Raw genomic sequence first — 18,739 nt, forward strand, 5'->3', positions numbered from 1 at the left:
CTATGAACCAGTTATCAGAGAGTTACAAGGCAAGATTAATCAATCTACTGCCAAATTGCGTCGCGTTTTTTAAGTATCTTCTTAAGCGATTAACACATGATCGCGTCAATGTGAACGCGGGCTATCTTGCCTACATTACCTTGTTATCCATCGTGCCAATGCTGACGGTATTGTTATCAATATTGTCGAAATTTCCCGTTTTTGCGAACGTTGGTGAGGTGCTGCAAGGCTACATTATTGAGAATTTTGTGCCAGCTTCTGGAGAAGCTGTACATACGGCATTACAGGAATTTGTGGCGAATACGGGCAAAATGAGCGCGGTTGGCGGTGGGTTTCTATTCATCGCCGCAGTCATGCTGATTTCGAACATTGATAAGAACTTAAACTACATTTGGCGAGTTAAAGACAAGCGCCGTTTAGTCTTTTCATTCTCTATGTATTGGATGGTACTCACGTTAGGGCCGATCATGGTCGGTGCGAGCATCGCGGCGACGTCCTACGTGACCTCACTGCAAATTTTAGAGAACGAGACATTATCTGGTGCGTTCAATCTGTTTTTACGTTGGTTACCGCTGTTGTTGTCTTTTTTCGCTTTCCTTGGCTTATATATTCTGGTGCCGAATAAAAAAGTGCACTTGGCTCATGGCGCGATGGGAGCAGCAGTCGCTGCGATACTGTTCGAATTAAGTAAAAAGGGCTTTGCACTCTACATCACGCAGTTCCCGTCTTATCAGCTCATTTACGGCGCGTTAGCCGCGATTCCTATCTTGTTTGTTTGGGTGTATTTATGCTGGATGATCGTGTTATTGGGTGCGGAAGTCACAGCAGCGCTTGGTGAGCGAGAGCACTGGAGTGAAGATTTAGACATGATACACTCGACCGCTGAATCTCAGTTAACAGATGAAGGAAGCGAGAGTAGTGATAGCGCTAATTCAACGAGTCAGTGAAGCTGCCGTCCGTGTGGATGGTGAAGTCGTAGGGGAAATTGATCGTGGTCTGCTGGTCTTATTAGGAGTAGAGAAAGACGACGATGAGGCCAAAGCAAAACGCTTGATGGAGCGTGTTACGACCTACCGCGTGTTCGAAGATGATGAAGGTAAGATGAACCTGAACGTCAAACAGGTAGAAGGCAAAGTGCTGGTGGTTTCTCAATTTACGTTACCTGCGGATACAAAAAAAGGCACTCGTGCTGGCTTTTCTCGCGGTGCGCATCCTGCTGATGCTGAGCGCTTGTATGATTACTTTTCTGATTTGTGTGAACAAGTTTTACCCACACAGCGTGGCCGCTTCGCTGCCGATATGAAAGTGTCCTTAGTGAATGACGGTCCGGTGACGTTTTGGTTGCAGGTCTAGTCTGGTAACACCGGTACCATAGTCTAAGCTTTAACTCCAAGCTCATGGAATTGGCTTGGAGTGATTTTTCCGACATTTATTAGTGTTGTGCTTTCAAAGGATTGATATGTTCAAACTCATTACTCCCAAAACCGATAATCAGATAAACAAGTATTATCAGTTTCGCTGGCAACTGCTTCGTGAGCCATGGCGTATGCCAATTGGCTCTGAACGCGATGAATACGATGAAATGAGCCATCACCGTATGATTGTTGATGGCCGAGGTCGTCCTATGGCGATCGGTCGTTTATACATTACGCCGGATAATGATGGCCAAATCCGCTATATGGCGGTTAAAAATAATCGCCGCAGTAAGGGGATGGGTTCGCTGGTTTTGGTTGCACTAGAGTCGTTAGCGCGCCAAGAAGGGGCGAAGCGCTTGGTGTGTAATGCCCGTGAAGATGCTATCGCATTTTACGAGAAAAATGGCTTTGAGCGTCGCGGTGAACTAACCGATGAGCGCGGTCCTGTGCGTCACCAACAAATGGTGAAACCATTGGATCCGATGGCGAATGTGTTGCGTCGCCCAGAATGGTGCACTGAACTTCAGCAGCGCTGGGAGCAACAGATCCCAATTAGTGACAAAATGGGGATAAAAATTAACCAGTACACGGGTTACCAGTTTGAATGCTGCGCGCAACTTAATCCAAACCTTAATCCGCATAACACCATGTTTGCGGGGTCGGCTTTTACTTTAGCTACCTTGACGGGGTGGGGTATGACGTGGCTGCTGCTTAAAGAGCGCGGTTTGCATGGTGATATTGTGTTGGCCGACAGCTCGATTCGTTATCGTCAACCAGTCGAACAAAACCCCGTGGCAAGTACTTCGTTAGATGGGATCAGTGGTGACCTAGATCGATTGGAGTCAGGGCGTAAAGCACGCATCGTCATTCACGTGGTGATTTATAGTGGCGACACGCCAGCCGTAGATTTTGTTGGTACCTATATGCTGATACCGAACTATTCGCAATTACTCAGCTGTTAATTGAGAGGGCGCCTTACTGATCTGTAGGGCGCTTATTCTTTTCGCTTTCTTGCTCTGTCGGTGGGAGGATTTGTTCCTCTGTGGTGGGATCAGTGACAGATGCTTCGTCTTCTTCGACAATTTCTTCGGAAAATTCTTCCTCTTGAATCTCCACATTGATGTTATCAATCGCAGTTGGCAGCTCCATGGCTGATTCACTTGTTTGTGGAGTGCTTTCAACATCAGCCGGTGCTTTTGGTGCTGGTGCTTTTAAACATTCATTATGATGGATTTCGCCACTGAGTAGATCGCCTTCAACGCTCCCGCACGACTCTTTCAATTGATAAACAATGCCATTTAGCGGGTTGTTGGCCATATCAAACTCGCCCCAAACCCTACCACTCATAGCTTTCCCAGAAATGGTGACTGGTTCTATGGCGACTTTCCCTCGTTGCGCGCTTAAACGCAGCGGACTTAAGGTAATGGCTTTGAGCGAATGATTCGCTTGGGATTTAAAACGGGTATCTCGTAGGTTGGCTTCCACTTCACCAGATAAGCTGTAGGCCAGCATGTTGCGATCACCTGATAATCCTTGTAAATCGAGGCTGAGATCGGAAAAACCATCAATGGCCAGTGTGTTGGGTAAATAATCGTGGAAGAGTGATAAGGGAATGCCATCGGCATTGAGGTTGAGTGCCCAAGGCTGGCTCGGAGTACTTAGGTTTATCTGTCCGATGCCTTCTACGTAGCCTTGCTCGAGTGGTGCAAAAAGGCGTGTCAGTTGCCAAAAGCCATTCTCACTTTGCATGGCAAGTGCAGCATGAGACGTGAGCACTTGGTTATAACTGGCGTTTACAACGCTAGCGTCCAGATCGCCATGCCAAAGGCCCCAACGTTGATTGACCTGTTTAAGATCAAGCTGCTGCCCTTCGATGTTTAAACCGGAGAACTGCCAATAAGGTTCGTGAGATAGCTGAATGATCTGGCTGCGCTCGATGTCGAGTCGTTGGATTGTGACATGATCTAACTTACTGATGGCGGCGTGCCACCAGTTTTGGTTATCTTCAGGTTGTATTGCCCACTTGAGGCCTTGAATGGAGGCTTCTTCGAGTTGCCATTGCGTTGGAGTGAACACCCCAGAGACCTGCACACGACCTTGCTGCCAATCTAAGCTGAGATCGTTGAGCTGGATTTTTCCAGGCTCTATAGCAGCACTTAAACGCGGCTCTATTGCGGTTTGCTGTTGGAATTGGACGCTATCCGCCTGCAATGAAACTTGAGCCGTTGTCTCCCAGAGAGATAGTGGCAGTGTGGCGTTTTCTACGGAGAGCTCTAAGTTTTGCCAGTGCCAATCGCCCCATTCAATATCGGCGTTCAGTAAGTCTAAGCTATTAATGTGATTAATCTTGAATGGCATTGCTTGCCAAGGTTTAGCAAGCAGTGATTGGAGCTGGATATGATTGAGTTGCAACTTATTGATGGTCACATTCACTAAAGACCAGCCTTGTGGATACTGCTCGCCTTGCCCTGAAATTTGACTGTTACGCCAGTTAAATGAGGTGCCATAGAGCGTACTGTCTTGCGGTTTGTAGTCCATGTCGACCAAGACCTGATTAAAGGCTTCGCCATTCCAATAGATCTGGTCGGCTGCAAGTTGAACCTCGCCATATGGTATTAACTGGCCATTCCACAGTGGTGATTGAATTTGAAGGTCAATACCATTACCAGAAAACTGCTCGTCGGCGTAATCAATATTTTTGAGCGCGATTTGATGGAACAAAACGTTATCTAAAGGCGGGAGCTTTGGCGCGCCATACTGCAAATTAAGTCCATCAATCAATAAGCTATCAACGATCCATTTACCATCGCGATAAACATCGGGATTCATCCATAAATCGACTTGCTCGATATAAGAAGCGTCGTCTACGTTTGTGTTCACACCCTGTAAAGTTAGGTGGTAGGGAAAATCGTAACGCACGCTTTCTGCTTGAAAGGGCAAGGAAATGCTGTTTGATAGCAGACGCCAAGTTGCATCGGCGTAAGATGTTGTTAACAGCGCAATCGTAGTGGCCGGAATGGCAACTAAGATAACCAGTAACAGAATTAGAACTCGACGCGCTGTTTTCATCCCTGCTAGAACCTACGTTTGCTATTAAATAAAACTAGATAGGCTTTAGCTTGTATCAATATTCTGCGGTATTCAATAAAAAGCCCCTCAAAAGAGGGGCTTGAAGCGGTTTTTTGTAACTTGGTCTACGTAAAAGTGATAAGTGGCTGCCCACTTATCACTGTGGTTTACGCGACGTCGTTGTTACTCGACTTAATCAATCTGAGGGCCAGCGGCAACCAGAGATTTACCTTCCGCATTGTCCGTGTATTTATCAAAGTTATTGATAAAGCGTTCAGCCAAGTCTTTCGCTTTGCTTTCCCACTGAAGTGGATCAACGTACGTGTCACGAGGGTCTAGAATGCTTGGATCCACACCTGGTAGTGAAGTTGGTACTTCAAGGTTGAAGATAGGAATGTGCTTAGTTGGTGCATCTTCAATCGAACCATCAAGAATCGCATCAATGATGCCGCGCGTATCTTGAATCGAGATACGTTTGCCAGTGCCGTTCCAACCTGTGTTCACTAGGTAAGCCTCAGCGCCTGCTGCTTCCATACGTTTAACCAGTACTTCTGCGTATTTAGTTGGGTGAAGCGTTAGGAACGCTGCGCCAAAACATGCAGAGAAGGTTGGTGTTGGCTCAGTAATACCACGCTCTGTTCCTGCCAATTTTGCAGTAAAGCCAGATAGGAAGTGGTACTTAGTTTGCTCAGGTGTCAATTTAGACACTGGAGGTAGCACACCAAATGCGTCCGCTGATAGGAAGATCACTTTATTCGCGTGACCGCCTTTTGATACTGGCTTAACGATGTTGTCGATATGGTAGATAGGGTAAGAAACACGAGTGTTTTCTGTTTTCGAACCATCATCAAAGTCGATAGAACCATCGCTACGTACCGTTACGTTTTCTAGCAGTGCATCACGGCGAATTGCGTTGTAGATGTCTGGCTCCGCTTCTTTCGATAGCTTGATGGTTTTCGCGTAACAACCACCTTCGAAGTTGAAGACGCCGTCATCATCCCAACCGTGCTCATCATCACCAATTAGCGCACGTTTAGGGTCAGTTGATAGTGTGGTTTTACCGGTACCAGAGAGACCAAAGAATACCGCTACGTCGCCGTCTTTGCCCATGTTAGCGCTACAGTGCATTGATGCGATGTCTTTTAATGGAAGGAAGTAGTTCATCATTGCGAACATGCCTTTCTTCATCTCACCGCCGTACCAAGTACCACCGATAAGTTGCATGCGCTCGGTTAGGTTAAATACGGTGAAGTTTTCTGAGTTCAGACCTTGCTCTTCCCATTTTGGGTTAGTGCATTTTGCGCCATTCATTACCACGAAGTCTGGTTCAAATGTTGCCAATTCTTCTTCCGTTGGGCGGATAAACATGTTTTTAACGAAGTGCGCTTGCCATGCGACTTCCGTGATAACACGAATGCTCAAACGCGTATCTGGGTTTGCACCACAGTAACCGTCAACAACAAACAAGCGTTTGTTAGAAAGCTGGTTTGTGACCAGTTCTTTCAGCTCGTCCCACACTTCTGGAGTGATTGGTTTGTTGTCATTTTTTACTTGATCAGACGTCCACCACATATGCTCTTCTGTCGTAGCGTCTTTGACGATGTATTTATCTTTTGGTGAGCGACCAGTAAAGATGCCAGTGTCAACGGCAACCGCACCTAGTTCAGTAACCACGCCACGCTCATAACCAGTTAGGTCTTCACGCGTTTCTTCCTCAAACAACATTTCGTAGCTAGGGTTGCGAATAACCTCTTTAACGTTATGCAGTCCGTGCTTGGTTAGATCAAGTGTTGCAGCCTTAGTATGTTCCATAACGGTCATAGGTGCTCCTTATAAGGATTTTTGTAGGGATTTTGTAAGAATGTTTTAATTTTAATCTGCTCACCATGCTAGCAACGGGGTGGGGAGAAAACAGGGAGATAGCTCAAAATTTATCCATGATTTCAATAAGGTTTTAGGTAACCCGTCACATATTGGTGGGAATAGTTTATCGTGCACGCAATCCTTTGCGCTAGGGCAAAATCATTATTAATTGTTTAAAATTAAGCAGTTGTTTTATTACGCTTGAAGCGAGGTATTACGAGGGGTTGATCACAAAAATGCCAGCATTAAGCTGGCATTTTGTAGGGTAAATTACGTGCTTGATAAGCTATGTAAATTAATGCAGGGTTTTCTTGTCCGCAGAAGCTTGTGCATACAGCTCGGTGACTTCCGCTTCGTCGAACGTATAGGTCGTGCCACAGTAATCACAATGTAAAGAAACGGATCCTACTTCAGCCAAAATGTCATAAATTTCAGCTTTCTCAACGGTGATGATAGCGGCACCACTACGATCACGAGAACAGCCACAATGGAATTCGACAGGTTGCGGTTCGTAAAGGCGCACTTTGTCTTGGTTATATAGGCGGTATAGTAGTTCGTTAGCTTCTAAACCAAATAGCTCTTCATCTTTTACCGTGTCAGTCAGTTGCTCTAGATGCTCGAAATCATCTGGTGAACCAGTGCCATCAGGGATTACTTGAATCAACATGCCTGCTGCGTGGGCTTTACCTTCGTGCTCGCCCGTGCGGATCCATAGGCGCGTTTTTAGCTGCTCTGAGTTTGCGAAGTAGCCTTCTAGTACGTCGGCTAGAGTATCACCTTCTAATCCAACGACACCTTGGTAACGCTCACCGTTTTTCGGTTCGATAGTGATAACGAGGTAACCTTTGCCCATGAGATCGTGGAGGCTTGCATCATCGGCAATATCGCCTTCCCAGCGAGCCACGCCACGAACGCGTTGCTTGTGGTCACCGTTGATAACGGCAAGAGATACAGGGCCGTCGCCTTGTAGCTGAATGGTGATTGAGCCTTCGAACTTAAGAGTGGCAGTTAAAAGAGTGGTTGAAACGAGTAGCTCACCCAGCAGTTTCTCTATTGCTGCCGGATATTCCTTGCTGGAGATAACACGTTGGTACGCTTCATCCAATTGTACCAACTCGCCACGTACTGAAAGATCTTCGAATAGGTAGCGGTTTAAAACATTATTTGCCATGGAGTGCTTTCCTCGTTGGTAATTCCGGCTTTTATTGGTGTTTGAACTTAATGATGTCTCTGCGCTGCTTTTTATCTGGGCGGCGTTCTGGACTTGGGTTGTGGGCATTAAGCTTACGTTGAGTCGCGTGTTCCTCACGTTTCGCTATACTTTCATTAGTTTCGCGATACAAGGTCTGTGCGATGGGAGCGCCTCGGCGTTGATCAGAAATTTTTTCGATGATCACCGTTTTTTCTTCGTTGCCTTGACGAAGTCTTACTTCGGCGCCCACTTCAACGATTTTACTCGGTTTGCTTCGTTGGCCATTATAGTGGACTTTACCACCATCGACCATGTTACGAGCGACAGAGCGGGTTTTATAAAATCTTGCGGCCCATAGCCATTTATCTAGCCTAACGGCTTCATTTAGGGAACTCATAGAACACTACGCTATCTAATCACTGCCCGAATATGGCAATGAGTGATGGATTATTCACCTACAGATGGAGTCAAGGCGTATTTTTTTCAAGGGAGTTGGCAAAAACTGCATAAGAAAAAGGTATGAAAGACAACTTGTGATATAGTTCACTGCTCTTTGTTGAGTAATAATTTTATTGCAAATTTAGCAATTTAAAGTCGATAGCTATTGTTATAGCTTAAATGACGAACGTTAGAATAAAGGAATCCATTCAGTGAAACGTTTAGAGCTAAGTGCAGGATTATCAAGCAGACCGCTACTGGCTCAGATCAAGTCCAATAATTATACAATTCAAGCCAAACTTAGCTTGTTGCTCACCTGTCTGTTTATTGCGATAACCGGATGGATACTTGGCAAAATTGTATGGTTAGCCATACCTCAATCGTCGGAAGTGCCGCAATGGCGTCCATCGACGAGCAGCGTTGTTGCGAGCAATAAAGGCGACGCGATAGATTTTAATGCCCTTCAGAATGCCAACCTATTCGGTAAATTCACTGAACAAAAGCCTGTAGTTGTAGAACAACCTGTTGTTAAAGACGCTCCTAAGACGCGCCTTAACCTTACACTGGTTGGCGCGGTTGCAAGCAGTGATGCGAATACCAGCCTTGCTGTCATTGCCAACCGTGGCAAGCAAGCAACGTATGGTTTAGGTGAAGAAATTGAAGGTACGCGTGCGACACTAAAAGCCGTATTAGTGGATCGCGTCATCATTGATAACCAAGGTCGAGACGAGACCTTAATGATGCAGGGTATAGAATATAAGAAGCTATCTGAATCGCCGCAGATAGCCAGAGCCCAATCTCAACGAGCAGAAGCAGCGTCTGACGTTGGAGAAAAATTAGAGCAAATCCGAGAGGAAATTGCGAAAGATCCACAAAGCGTTTTCAAATACATCACCATTTCACCCGTCAAAAGAGACGGAGGCATTGTTGGTTATCGAGTGTCACCGGGTCGTGATGCCGCGCTGTTTAATGATGTGGGTCTAGAACCTGGTGATATTGCGGTGCAGCTTAATGGGATCGATTTAAGTGACCCGTCTTCTTCAGTACAACTGATGCAAGTGATGAGCGATCCGCAAGAATTAAATTTAACTGTTGAGCGCGACGGCCAACAGTACGATATCTATATCCAATTGTAAGACTTAGGCAACCGGCGTAAGTTCAGGGAGACATACGTGAAACATTGGTTCAGCAAAAGTGCTTGGCTACTAGCAGGAAGTTTACTCTGCGTCCCAGGTGCAATAGCAAACGAATTTAGTGCCAGCTTTAAAGGCACTGATATTCAAGAATTCATCAACATAGTGGGTCGTAATCTCGAAAAGACCATCATTGTTGACCCTTCAGTGCGCGGTAAAATCGATGTCCGCAGCTATGACGTGCTTAACGAAGAGCAATACTACAGCTTTTTCCTTAACGTACTCGAAGTATACGGCTACGCCGTCGTAGAAATGGACAACGGTGTACTTAAGGTTATCAAAGCGAAAGACTCAAAAACGTCAGCAATCCCTGTATTAGGTGATGGCAGCGCGCAAGGCGATAGCGTTATCACTCGAGTTGTTGCGGTGCGTAATGTGTCGGTTCGTGAGTTGTCTCCTCTACTTCGTCAACTGATTGATAATGCTGGTGCTGGTAACGTAGTTCACTACGATCCTGCGAACATCATCTTAATCACAGGTCGTGCGGCGGTCGTAAATCGCTTAGCAGAAATCATTAAGCGTGTTGACCAAGCGGGTGATAAAGAAATTGAGCTGGTGGAACTGCGCAATGCTTCTGCTGCTGAAATGGTGCGTATTGTTGAAGCACTGAATAAAAGCACCAATCAGAAGAGCACGCCTGAGTTCCTTGAGCCTAAAATTGTTGCCGATGAACGCACCAACGCGATTTTGATTTCTGGCGATCCTAAAGTACGTGCGCGTCTGAAGCGATTGATTCGTCAACTTGACGTTGAAATGGCGACCAAAGGTAATAACCGCGTGGTTTACCTGAAGAACGCGAAAGCTGAAGATTTGGTGGATGTACTAAAAGGTGTTTCCGATAACCTACAAGCTGAAAAGCAAGTCGGCCAGAAAGCGTCAGGTGCCCAGCGTGGTGAAGTGGTGATTGCTGCGCACGCAGCGACCAACGCCTTAGTATTAACGGCTCCACCAGATATCATGAATGCGCTACAAGATGTTATTGCTCAGCTTGATATTCGTCGTGCTCAAGTCTTGATTGAGGCGCTGATCGTTGAAATGTCAGAAGGTGACGGCATTAACTTAGGTGTTCAGTGGGGCTCACTGGAAACCGGTGCGGTGATTCAGTACGGTAACTCTGGTGCACCGATTGGTCAGGTAATGGTTGGTCTAGAAGAAGCAAAAGATCAAACTCGAACTGAATACTACACAAATGCGAATGGCGAACGAACGCCATATGATGTTACTGAATCTGGTGACTATTCTACTCTTGCATCAGCACTGAGCGGTGTTAACGGCGCTGCGATGAGCATCGTGATGGGGGACTGGACTGCCTTAGTCAGTGCGGTAGCGACTGACTCCAACTCAAACATTCTATCTTCTCCAAGTATCACTGTAATGGATAATGGTGAAGCATCATTTATTGTTGGTGAAGAAGTGCCTGTTATCACAGGCTCTACGGCTGGCTCAAACAACGACAATCCATTCCAAACGGTTGATCGTAAAGAAGTGGGCATCAAGCTTAAGGTTGTGCCACAAATTAACGAAGGTGACTCTGTTCAGTTAAATATTGAGCAAGAAGTGTCCAATGTGTTGGGTGCAAACGGTGCGGTTGACGTTCGATTTGCTAAGCGTCAGCTAAATACCTCAGTTATGATCCAAGATGGTCAGATGCTGGTTCTTGGTGGCTTGGTTGATGAACGTGCACTCGAAAGTGAGTCAAAAGTACCGCTACTGGGTGACATCCCAGTGCTTGGTCATCTGTTCAAATCAACCAGTACGCAAACAGAAAAGCGTAACTTGATGGTGTTCATCAAGCCGACGATTATTCGTGATGGTATGACCGCAGACGGCATTACACAGCGCAAATACAACTTTATTCGCGCAGAGCAGCTCTACAAAGCGGATCAAGGATTGAAGTTGATGGCTGACGAGAAGATCCCTGTCATGCCGGCCTTTGGCCAGGAGCGTCAGCACCCAACCGAGATCCAAGCGTTTATTGATCAAATGGAAAACAACTAATGGTTGATATGTTAGACACAGCGCCAAGTATGCGTCGTCTGCCATTCAGTTTTGCCAATCGCTTTAAACTGGTGCTAGAGACAGAGCATCCTGAGCGTCCGCCCATTCTTTACTATGTCGAGCCGCTCAACCCAGCGGCTCTGGTCGAAGTCCGTCGTGTGCTGAAGAAAAGCTTCGTACCGCAGCCTATCGATAAAGAAGCCTTTGATAAAAAGCTGACCGAAGCCTATCAGCGTGACTCGTCTGAAGCGCGTCAATTGATGGAAGACATCGGTGCCGATAGCGACGACTTTTTCTCATTGGCTGAAGAGCTGCCGCATGATGAAGACTTGCTAGAGTCAGAAGACGATGCACCAATCATTAAGTTGATCAATGCGATGTTGGGTGAAGCGATCAAAGAAGGGGCGTCGGATATTCACATCGAAACTTTCGAGAAAACCCTTTCGATTCGTTTCCGTGTCGATGGCGTATTGCGTGAAGTGCTCACTCCAAGTCGTAAGCTTGCACCACTGTTAGTGTCGCGAGTGAAGGTCATGGCGAAGCTGGATATTGCAGAAAAGCGTGTACCTCAAGATGGTCGTATCTCACTGCGTATTGGTGGTCGTGCGGTTGATGTGCGTGTTTCTACAATGCCGTCGTCACATGGTGAGCGAGTAGTTATGCGTCTGTTGGATAAAAACGCGACGCGTCTCGATTTGCATAGCTTAGGTATGACGCCTTCCGTGCACGACAATTTCCGTCATCTTATTCAGCGTCCTCACGGTATTATCTTGGTCACCGGCCCGACGGGTTCTGGTAAGTCGACGACTTTGTACGCTGGCTTGCAAGAGATCAACAGTAACGAACGCAATATCTTAACGGTTGAAGACCCGATCGAATTTGACATTGATGGCATCGGTCAGACTCAGGTGAACCCGAAGGTCGACATGACTTTTGCGCGTGGCTTGCGTGCCATTCTGCGTCAGGACCCTGACGTGGTGATGGTCGGTGAGATCCGTGACTTAGAAACCGCACAAATTGCAGTGCAAGCGTCCTTAACGGGTCACTTAGTAATGTCGACCCTTCACACCAACACCGCTGTTGGTGCGATCACGCGTCTACGCGATATGGGCATTGAGCCATTCCTTATTTCTTCATCGTTATTAGGTGTGTTAGCACAGCGCTTGGTTCGTACGCTTTGCCCGAGTTGCAAAGAACCGTATGAAGCCGATGCTGAACAGAAGAAACTGTTTGGTATGGAAGCACATGAACCACTAGAGCTACACCGTGCTAAGGGCTGCGAAGCGTGTAACCAAAAAGGCTACCGAGGTCGAACAGGTATCCACGAGCTCATTATGGTCGATGAGCAAGTGCAAGAATTGATTCACCGAGAGTCTGGTGAGCAAGAAATTGAGAGAGCCGTTCGCGCCCATACGCCAAGTATTCGCAGTGATGGTCTAAGCAAAGTACGTCGTGGTATTACGTCACTTGAAGAAGTGATGCGAGTGACGAAGGAAACCTAATGGCGGCATTTGAGTACAAAGCGCTAGATGCAAAAGGCAAGCATAAAAAAGGCACGATAGAAGGGGACAACGCCCGACAAGTGCGCCAGCGACTCAAAGAGCAAGGGATGATCCCGATTGAAGTGGTTGAGACGAAAGCTAAATCGGCTAAGTCTTCAGGCTCAGTCAGCTTTAAGCGCGGCATCTCAACATCTGAGCTGGCACTAATCACACGTCAATTGTCCACGTTAGTCCAATCAGGTATGCCTCTGGAAGAATGTTTGCGCGCGGTCTCTGAGCAGGCTGAAAAGCCGAGAATTCGTTCTATGCTGGCTGCGGTTCGCTCGAAAGTAACCGAGGGTTATCCGCTCGCCGACAGCTTTGCTGATTACCCACACGTGTTTGATGAACTCTATCGCTCCATGGTTGCGGCGGGTGAAAAGTCAGGCCATCTTGATACGGTATTAGAGCGTTTGGCGGACTACGTCGAAAACCGTCAGAAGATGCGTTCCAAACTGCTTCAAGCCATGATCTACCCGGTGGTTTTAGTGGTGTTTGCGGTTGTTATTGTTTCTTTCTTATTAGCGACAGTGGTACCCAAAATCATTGAGCCAATCATTCAGATGGGACAAGAGTTACCTCAGTCAACACAGTTCTTACTGGCAGCCAGTGAGTTTGTGCAAGATTGGGGGCTTATCATCTTCGTCGTGCTGGTGGTGTTTTTCTATGGGCTCAAACTGGCGTTGCAAAAACCAGACTTTCGCTTAGCTTGGGATAGAAAAATCTTGAGTCTACCGCTATTAGGCAAAATCTCTCGAGGTTTGAATACCGCACGATTCGCACGAACACTTTCGATTTGTACTTCCAGTGCGATTCCAATTCTAGAAGGCATGCGCGTTGCGGTGGATGTTATGTCTAATCGCTATGTGAAGCAGCAAGTATTGCTTGCGGCGGATAACGTTCGAGAAGGTGCCAGCCTGCGTAAGGCGTTGGATCAAACTCGTCTGTTCCCACCAATGATGCTACACATGATCGCCAGTGGTGAGCAAAGTGGTGAATTGGAGAGCATGTTGACGCGTGCTGCCGATAACCAAGATCAAAACTTTGAATCTACAGTCAATATTGCGTTAGGCGTATTCACTCCTGCATTAATTGCCTTAATGGCTGGATTAGTGTTGTTCATTGTGATGGCGACCTTGATGCCAATGCTAGAAATGAATAACTTGATGAGCGGATAAATTCGAATTAAGACGTGTCTACTTACGGCATGGCTTGAATCTAACTTTCGGAGAAAAAAATGAAATTTAAACGTAGTAAACAACAACACGGTTTCACACTTTTAGAAGTGATGGTTGTTGTCGTTATCCTTGGTATTTTGGCAAGTTTCGTTGTTCCAAACCTATTGGGTAACAAAGAGAAGGCTGACCAACAAAAAGCGATTACGGACATCGTAGCGCTGGAAAATGCCCTAGATATGTACAAGTTGGATAACAGCGTTTACCCAACGACAGACCAAGGCCTGGAAGCATTAGTTAGCAAGCCTTCTAACCCAGAGCCTCGCAACTACCGTGATGGCGGTTACATCAAACGTCTTCCTAATGACCCTTGGGGTAACCAGTACCAGTACCTAAGCCCAGGCGATAACGGTACGATTGACATCTTCACTCTAGGCGCAGATGGCCAAGAGGGTGGAGAAGGTCCAGCTGCAGATATTGGCAACTGGAACATGCAAGATTTCCAATAAATAGAGCCTAAGCCAGCACTAATGAAGCAAATGCGAAAACACAACGGTTTTACATTGATAGAAATTCTATTGGTGCTGGTTTTGCTATCCCTCACGGCAGTGGCCGTGATCACGACATTACCGACCAGCCAAAAAGATCTTTCCAAACAGTATGCTCAAAGCTTTTTTCAGCGTTTACAGCTACTTAACGAAGAGGCCGTACTAAGCGGTAAAGACTTTGGCGTTCGAGTGGATGACGCTAAATCAACGTACGCTCTACTGAGTTTGACCGCGGAAGGTTGGCAGCCTCTGGAGTTAAAGCAAATTCCGAGCAAAACCAAGTTGGAAGATGACATTACGCTACTGCTCGAGCTAGGTGGCGGTGCTTGGGATAATGATGATCGCTTATTCAAACCGGGCTCTCTTTTTGATGAAGACATGTTTGCTGAAGAAGACGACGACGAAAAGAAAGTTAAGCCACCGCAAGTGTTTATCTTTTCCAGTGCAGAGGTTACGCCATTTACTCTGTCTTTTTTTCCGCAAAATGGTGACGCCTTTAATGACGGGTGGCGAGTCATCGGAAAAGAAAGTGGACAAATCTTGTTACTAGCGCCGGGCGAAGAAGTGAAAGAGGATGAGAATGCGCAATTCTAAGCAAGCTCGCCCACATTGGAGTCATCGCCGGACGAGAGGCATGACACTACTGGAAGTATTGGTCGCACTGGCTATTTTCGCCACCGCTGCCATCAGCGTCATTCGCTCGGTGAGCCAGCATATTAATACGATCAGTTATTTAGAAGAAAAAATGTTTGCAGCCATGGTTGTGGATAATCAGATGGCCAACGTGATGTTGAGTACCAGTGAACTTAAAGTAAAGAACGGCACAGAAGAGCTGGCTGGCCGCACTTGGTACTGGAAAGTCACGCCTGTTGCCACCACGCAGCCATTGCTGAAAGCATTTGATGTGAGCGTCGCGGTAGAGAAAAACGCGAGCCCAGTCGTGACGGTACGAAGTTATGTGGCGCAATAAGAATCCACGCGCAAGTAAGCGCCAACTGGTAAAAGGTTTTACACTTATTGAAGTGTTGGTCTCGATTGCCATCTTTGCCAGTTTAAGTGTCGCCGCGTATCAAGTGGTATCGCAAGTGCAGCGCAGCAATGCGCTATCACAAGAGCGAACTCAGCGCTTAAATGAAATTCAGCGCGCCATGGTGATGATGGATAATGACTTTCGTCAAATGGCGATGCGCCAAACGCGGACAAATGGTGAAGAGCCCGCGAGTCAACTGATTTTTTGGTCAGATTACTTGCTCGACTCCGACACTAAAGGGCTAATGTTTGCTCGCTTAGGATGGCACAACCCTCAACAGCAGTTTCCCCGAGGGGAGGTCACTAAGGTTGGCTATCGTTTAAAAGAAGAAACATTACAACGAGTATGGTGGCGCTACCCTGACACGCCAGTGGGTCAACAAGGCATCGTTACCCCATTGCTGACGCAGGTCGAATCGTTTGATATGCGTTTTTACGATGGTAAACAATGGAAAAAAGAGTGGGATGATGAAAAGTCGCTACCGAAAGCGGTTTCTGTGATCCTTACTCTAAAAGATTATGGAGAGATTGCCCGCACTTATCTGACTCCTGATGGCACATTGAGTCAGAAAGAAGGAAGTTCAGGAGGCAGCAATAATGGTTAATCGTCAGCGCGGTGTCGCTTTGATTATTGTGCTGATGTTACTGGCGATTATGGCGACAGTTGCCGCCAGCATGTCGGAGCGTTTGTTTTTGCAGTTTCAGCGGGGCGCCAATCAAGTTAACTACCAGCAAGCGTATTGGTATAGCCTTGGGGTAGAGGCGTTGGCAAAAGTCGGTATCGAGCAAAGCTACAAAGACACCGATACGATCAATATGAGTCAGCCGTGGGCAATAAAAGAACAAGTCTATCCGCTAGATTATGGTCAAGCGGCGGGACGAATTAGAGACAAACAAGCGTGCTTTAACCTCAATGTATTGAGCCGTGTGCAACCGACGGGACAGCAAATCGCAAGACCGTATTTAGTCAATGTATTGCAGCGTTTATTGGAAGAATCGGATGTGGAGTCGTATCAGGCAGAAATCATTGCAGACTCTACCTGGGAATACATTGATGCTGATGACACCGTTCGCTCCACAACCGGGGTCGAAGACAGCACATATGAAGCGATGAAACCCGCGTATTTAGCGTCAAATGGCTGGATGGCAGATGCTTCCGAGTTACGGGCTGTCTATCAGGTGAGTGGTGAAATTTTCCAAAAATTGGAACCGCTGGTCTGTGCATTACCAAGTGATGACTGGCGTTTAAACGTAAATACGATTGAAGTCGAGCAAGCTCCGATTTTGGTGGCAATGTTCTCACCAAACTTAAGCAGTAGTGATGCGATTCAGCTAATTGAAAAACGCCCATTTGATGGGTGGGATAGCATTGATGAATTTTTAGCAGAGTCAGAAATGGCTGGCTTAAGTGAAGATGTAAAGAAAAACGCCAAAGGCTATTTGGGTGTGGATAGCGCCTTTTTTGAATTGGATGCACAAGTGTTGGTGGATGAATCACGTGTACGTATCCGAAGCCTTTTGCAAAGTACAAATAGAGAGACGGTGACCGTAGTTCGCCGTCGTTTTGGAGGGATCAGTGAGCGAGTTTCTGACCGTTCGGCTGAGTAGCGAACAACAAAGTACCATTCCTTGGGTGGTGTGGTCGACAGATCAACAGGAAGTGATTGCCAGCGGTGAAATCGCCGGATGGGAACACTTAGATGAGTTGATCTCTTATGCGGGTCAGCGCCAAGTTGTGGCGCTATTGGCGAGTAATGATGTGGTCTTGACGCAAGTGGATATACCGCCAGGCGCAACACGTCAGTTCGACGTGATGTTACCGTACCTTGTGGAAGATGAAGTCGCGCAGGACGTTGATGGCCTTCACTTTACCGTGTTAGGTAAACAAGCGGATAAAGCGCAAGTGTGCGCTGTTGAACGCGCTTGGATTCAGACCGTATTGCAGCGTTTTTCAAGCCAAGGCATCACCATCAAACGCATCTTGCCAGATGTGCTTGCGTTACCTGTTCAGGGAGAGCATAGCAGTGCCGCGATGCTTGGTGATCAATGGTTGATTCGTCACTCAGCGACAGAGGGTGCGGTTGTCGATGCTTCTTGGTTAGACCTTTACCTCTCTTCTTATCTACAAAATCATGAAGGTTGGAAGCTCGATTGCTATAGCTCAGTCCCTGAATCTGCGTTACCTGAAGTATGGGAGCCGCAGCCAGAAGAAATGACCATGGGGTTACTGGCGAAGGGGGTTACAGAAAGCAAAGTCAATTTGCTGACCGGGATCTTCAAGCCTAAATCTTCTTGGGGTAAATACTGGAAGCTCTGGCAAAAAGCCACCATTGCTGCGGGCGTGCTTATCGTCGTCATGGTTGCGCAGCAGTTGCTCGTGGTCCACAAGTACGAAGCACAAGCTCAAGCGTATCGTGAGGAGAGTGAGCGTATTTTCCGCCAGGTGTTCCCGAATAAACGACGAATTCCTACCGTTAGTTATCTCAAACGACAAATGGATGATGAAGAGCGCCGCTTATCTGGTGGTGGCGGTCAGCAGGCGATGTTGTCTTGGTTGGCGGCACTGCCCGCGACACTTGGTCAGGTCAGCGATTTGGAAATCACCAGCTTTAAATATGATGGTCAACGTGGCGAAGTGCGAATTCAAGCTCGCAGTTCAGACTTCCAACCTTTTGAGCAGGCTCGTGTGAAATTGGCAGAGAAGTTTAATGTTGAGCAAGGACAGCTGAACCGTAGCGATAACGTTGTGGTTGGCAGCTTTGTTTTGAAGCGTTTGTGAGGTGATGATGAAAAACTTAATTTCTCAAGCTCAGGCTTGGTGGAGCAGCATCTCTCAGCGTGAGCAGCGTTTGGTCATGGGGTGTGGCGCTATTGCCGTTATCGGCATTATTTATTGGGGGTTGCTACAGCCAATGAGCCAACGTGCGGAGCTAGCTCAATCACGTATTCAAAGTGAAAAACAGTTGCTGGCTTGGGTACAAGATAAAGCGGATGGCATTACTGCACTGCGCAAAAGCAGCGGTGTGAGCTACTCTAGCCAACCGTTGAATCAACTGGTTTCTTCTTCAGCCCGTCGTTATAAAGTTGAGTTGATTCGAGTACAACCTCGCAATGAGAGTGTTCAGGTGTGGATCAAACCACTCGCGTTTAATCAGCTGGTGGATTGGTTACGTTACTTGAAAGAGCAACAGGGTATTGAAGTCGAATTTTTAGATATCGACCGAACGGATCAAGCGGGCATGATTGATGTGAACCGCCTTCAGTTTAAGCGAGGTTAA

General features: G+C 46.9%; 18 protein-coding genes. 14 read left to right on the forward strand and 4 right to left on the reverse strand.

The features are described from left to right. The first annotated feature begins 2 nt into the window (after positions 1-2). From LIX84_RS12580 to LIX84_RS12590, 3 genes are all read left to right on the forward strand, one after another. Positions 3-947 (forward strand): virulence factor BrkB family protein, encoded by a 945-nt coding sequence (locus tag LIX84_RS12580; protein WP_053808521.1) that lies wholly within the window; start codon positions 3-5, stop codon positions 945-947. Continuing rightward, the gene (gene dtd, locus LIX84_RS12585; protein WP_012841223.1) at positions 919-1,353 is read left to right on the forward strand and encodes a D-aminoacyl-tRNA deacylase; all 435 of its coding nucleotides are present in this window, start codon (positions 919-921) and stop codon (positions 1,351-1,353) included. Before LIX84_RS12580 ends, dtd begins: the two co-directional genes overlap by 29 nt. 106 nt (positions 1,354-1,459) lie before the next feature. Further along, positions 1,460-2,377, forward strand: coding sequence for a bifunctional GNAT family N-acetyltransferase/hotdog fold thioesterase (locus tag LIX84_RS12590; RefSeq protein WP_005395003.1), 918 nt, complete (start codon positions 1,460-1,462; stop codon positions 2,375-2,377). A 13-nt stretch (positions 2,378-2,390) separates the two neighbouring features. On the opposite strand, the gene LIX84_RS12595 is transcribed toward LIX84_RS12590, so the two are convergent. The 4 genes from LIX84_RS12595 to hslR all read right to left on the reverse strand — a co-directional run bounded on the left by LIX84_RS12595 (position 2,391) and on the right by hslR (position 7,936). Continuing rightward, entirely contained in the window at positions 2,391-4,484 is a 2,094-nt protein-coding gene (locus LIX84_RS12595; protein WP_226421443.1) for an AsmA family protein, read from the reverse strand. 192 nt (positions 4,485-4,676) lie between these two features. After that, positions 4,677-6,305, reverse strand: coding sequence for a phosphoenolpyruvate carboxykinase (ATP) (gene pckA / locus LIX84_RS12600; protein ID WP_005395000.1), 1,629 nt, complete (start codon positions 6,303-6,305; stop codon positions 4,677-4,679). Between the two features lie 337 nt (positions 6,306-6,642). After that, positions 6,643-7,518, reverse strand: a complete 876-nt coding sequence (hslO, locus tag LIX84_RS12605; protein WP_046874147.1) for an Hsp33 family molecular chaperone HslO — start codon at positions 7,516-7,518, stop codon at positions 6,643-6,645. A 31-nt stretch (positions 7,519-7,549) separates the two neighbouring features. Continuing rightward, positions 7,550-7,936 (reverse strand): ribosome-associated heat shock protein Hsp15, encoded by a 387-nt coding sequence (gene hslR, locus LIX84_RS12610; protein WP_226421444.1) that lies wholly within the window; start codon positions 7,934-7,936, stop codon positions 7,550-7,552. Positions 7,937-8,189: 253 nt separating this feature from the next. On the opposite strand from hslR, the gene gspC reads away from it, so the two are divergent. From gspC to LIX84_RS12665, 11 genes are read left to right on the forward strand one after another with little or no spacing between them, the layout of a single operon-like run. Then, on the forward strand, positions 8,190-9,113 hold the full coding sequence (gene gspC / locus LIX84_RS12615) for a type II secretion system protein GspC (protein ID WP_053808518.1): 924 nt from the start codon (positions 8,190-8,192) through the stop codon (positions 9,111-9,113). Between the two features lie 36 nt (positions 9,114-9,149). After that, positions 9,150-11,168, forward strand: coding sequence for a type II secretion system secretin GspD (gene gspD / locus LIX84_RS12620; protein WP_005394995.1), 2,019 nt, complete (start codon positions 9,150-9,152; stop codon positions 11,166-11,168). Then, on the forward strand, positions 11,168-12,670 hold the full coding sequence (gspE, locus tag LIX84_RS12625) for a type II secretion system ATPase GspE (RefSeq protein ID WP_005394994.1): 1,503 nt from the start codon (positions 11,168-11,170) through the stop codon (positions 12,668-12,670). Before gspD ends, gspE begins: the two co-directional genes overlap by 1 nt. Beyond that, the gene (gene gspF / locus LIX84_RS12630) at positions 12,670-13,887 is read left to right on the forward strand and encodes a type II secretion system inner membrane protein GspF (protein ID WP_005394987.1); all 1,218 of its coding nucleotides are present in this window, start codon (positions 12,670-12,672) and stop codon (positions 13,885-13,887) included. The genes gspE and gspF overlap by 1 nt, the downstream gene beginning before the upstream one ends. Positions 13,888-13,946: 59 nt before the next feature. Beyond that, a complete protein-coding gene (gene gspG, locus LIX84_RS12635; RefSeq protein ID WP_226421445.1) occupies positions 13,947-14,393 on the forward strand; it encodes a type II secretion system major pseudopilin GspG in 447 nt (148 codons plus the stop codon). A 30-nt stretch (positions 14,394-14,423) separates the two neighbouring features. Further along, a complete protein-coding gene (gene gspH / locus LIX84_RS12640) occupies positions 14,424-15,026 on the forward strand; it encodes a type II secretion system minor pseudopilin GspH (RefSeq protein ID WP_046874189.1) in 603 nt (200 codons plus the stop codon). After that, positions 15,013-15,402: a type II secretion system minor pseudopilin GspI gene (gene gspI, locus LIX84_RS12645; RefSeq protein ID WP_185090655.1), complete on the forward strand. Its 390-nt coding sequence runs from the start codon at positions 15,013-15,015 to the stop codon at positions 15,400-15,402. Before gspH ends, gspI begins: the two co-directional genes overlap by 14 nt. Next, positions 15,389-16,066 (forward strand): type II secretion system minor pseudopilin GspJ, encoded by a 678-nt coding sequence (gspJ, locus tag LIX84_RS12650; RefSeq protein ID WP_047009392.1) that lies wholly within the window; start codon positions 15,389-15,391, stop codon positions 16,064-16,066. Before gspI ends, gspJ begins: the two co-directional genes overlap by 14 nt. Continuing rightward, a complete protein-coding gene (gene gspK, locus LIX84_RS12655) occupies positions 16,059-17,069 on the forward strand; it encodes a type II secretion system minor pseudopilin GspK (protein ID WP_139060255.1) in 1,011 nt (336 codons plus the stop codon). Before gspJ ends, gspK begins: the two co-directional genes overlap by 8 nt. Continuing rightward, positions 17,038-18,240, forward strand: a complete 1,203-nt coding sequence (gene gspL / locus LIX84_RS12660) for a type II secretion system protein GspL (protein WP_226421446.1) — start codon at positions 17,038-17,040, stop codon at positions 18,238-18,240. Before gspK ends, gspL begins: the two co-directional genes overlap by 32 nt. A 7-nt stretch (positions 18,241-18,247) precedes the next feature. Then, entirely contained in the window at positions 18,248-18,739 is a 492-nt protein-coding gene (locus LIX84_RS12665; protein WP_012841219.1) for a type II secretion system protein M, read from the forward strand.

It is taken from the genome of Vibrio sp. E14, from assembly GCF_020515785.1.
GTDB lineage: Bacteria > Pseudomonadota > Gammaproteobacteria > Enterobacterales > Vibrionaceae > Vibrio > Vibrio diabolicus.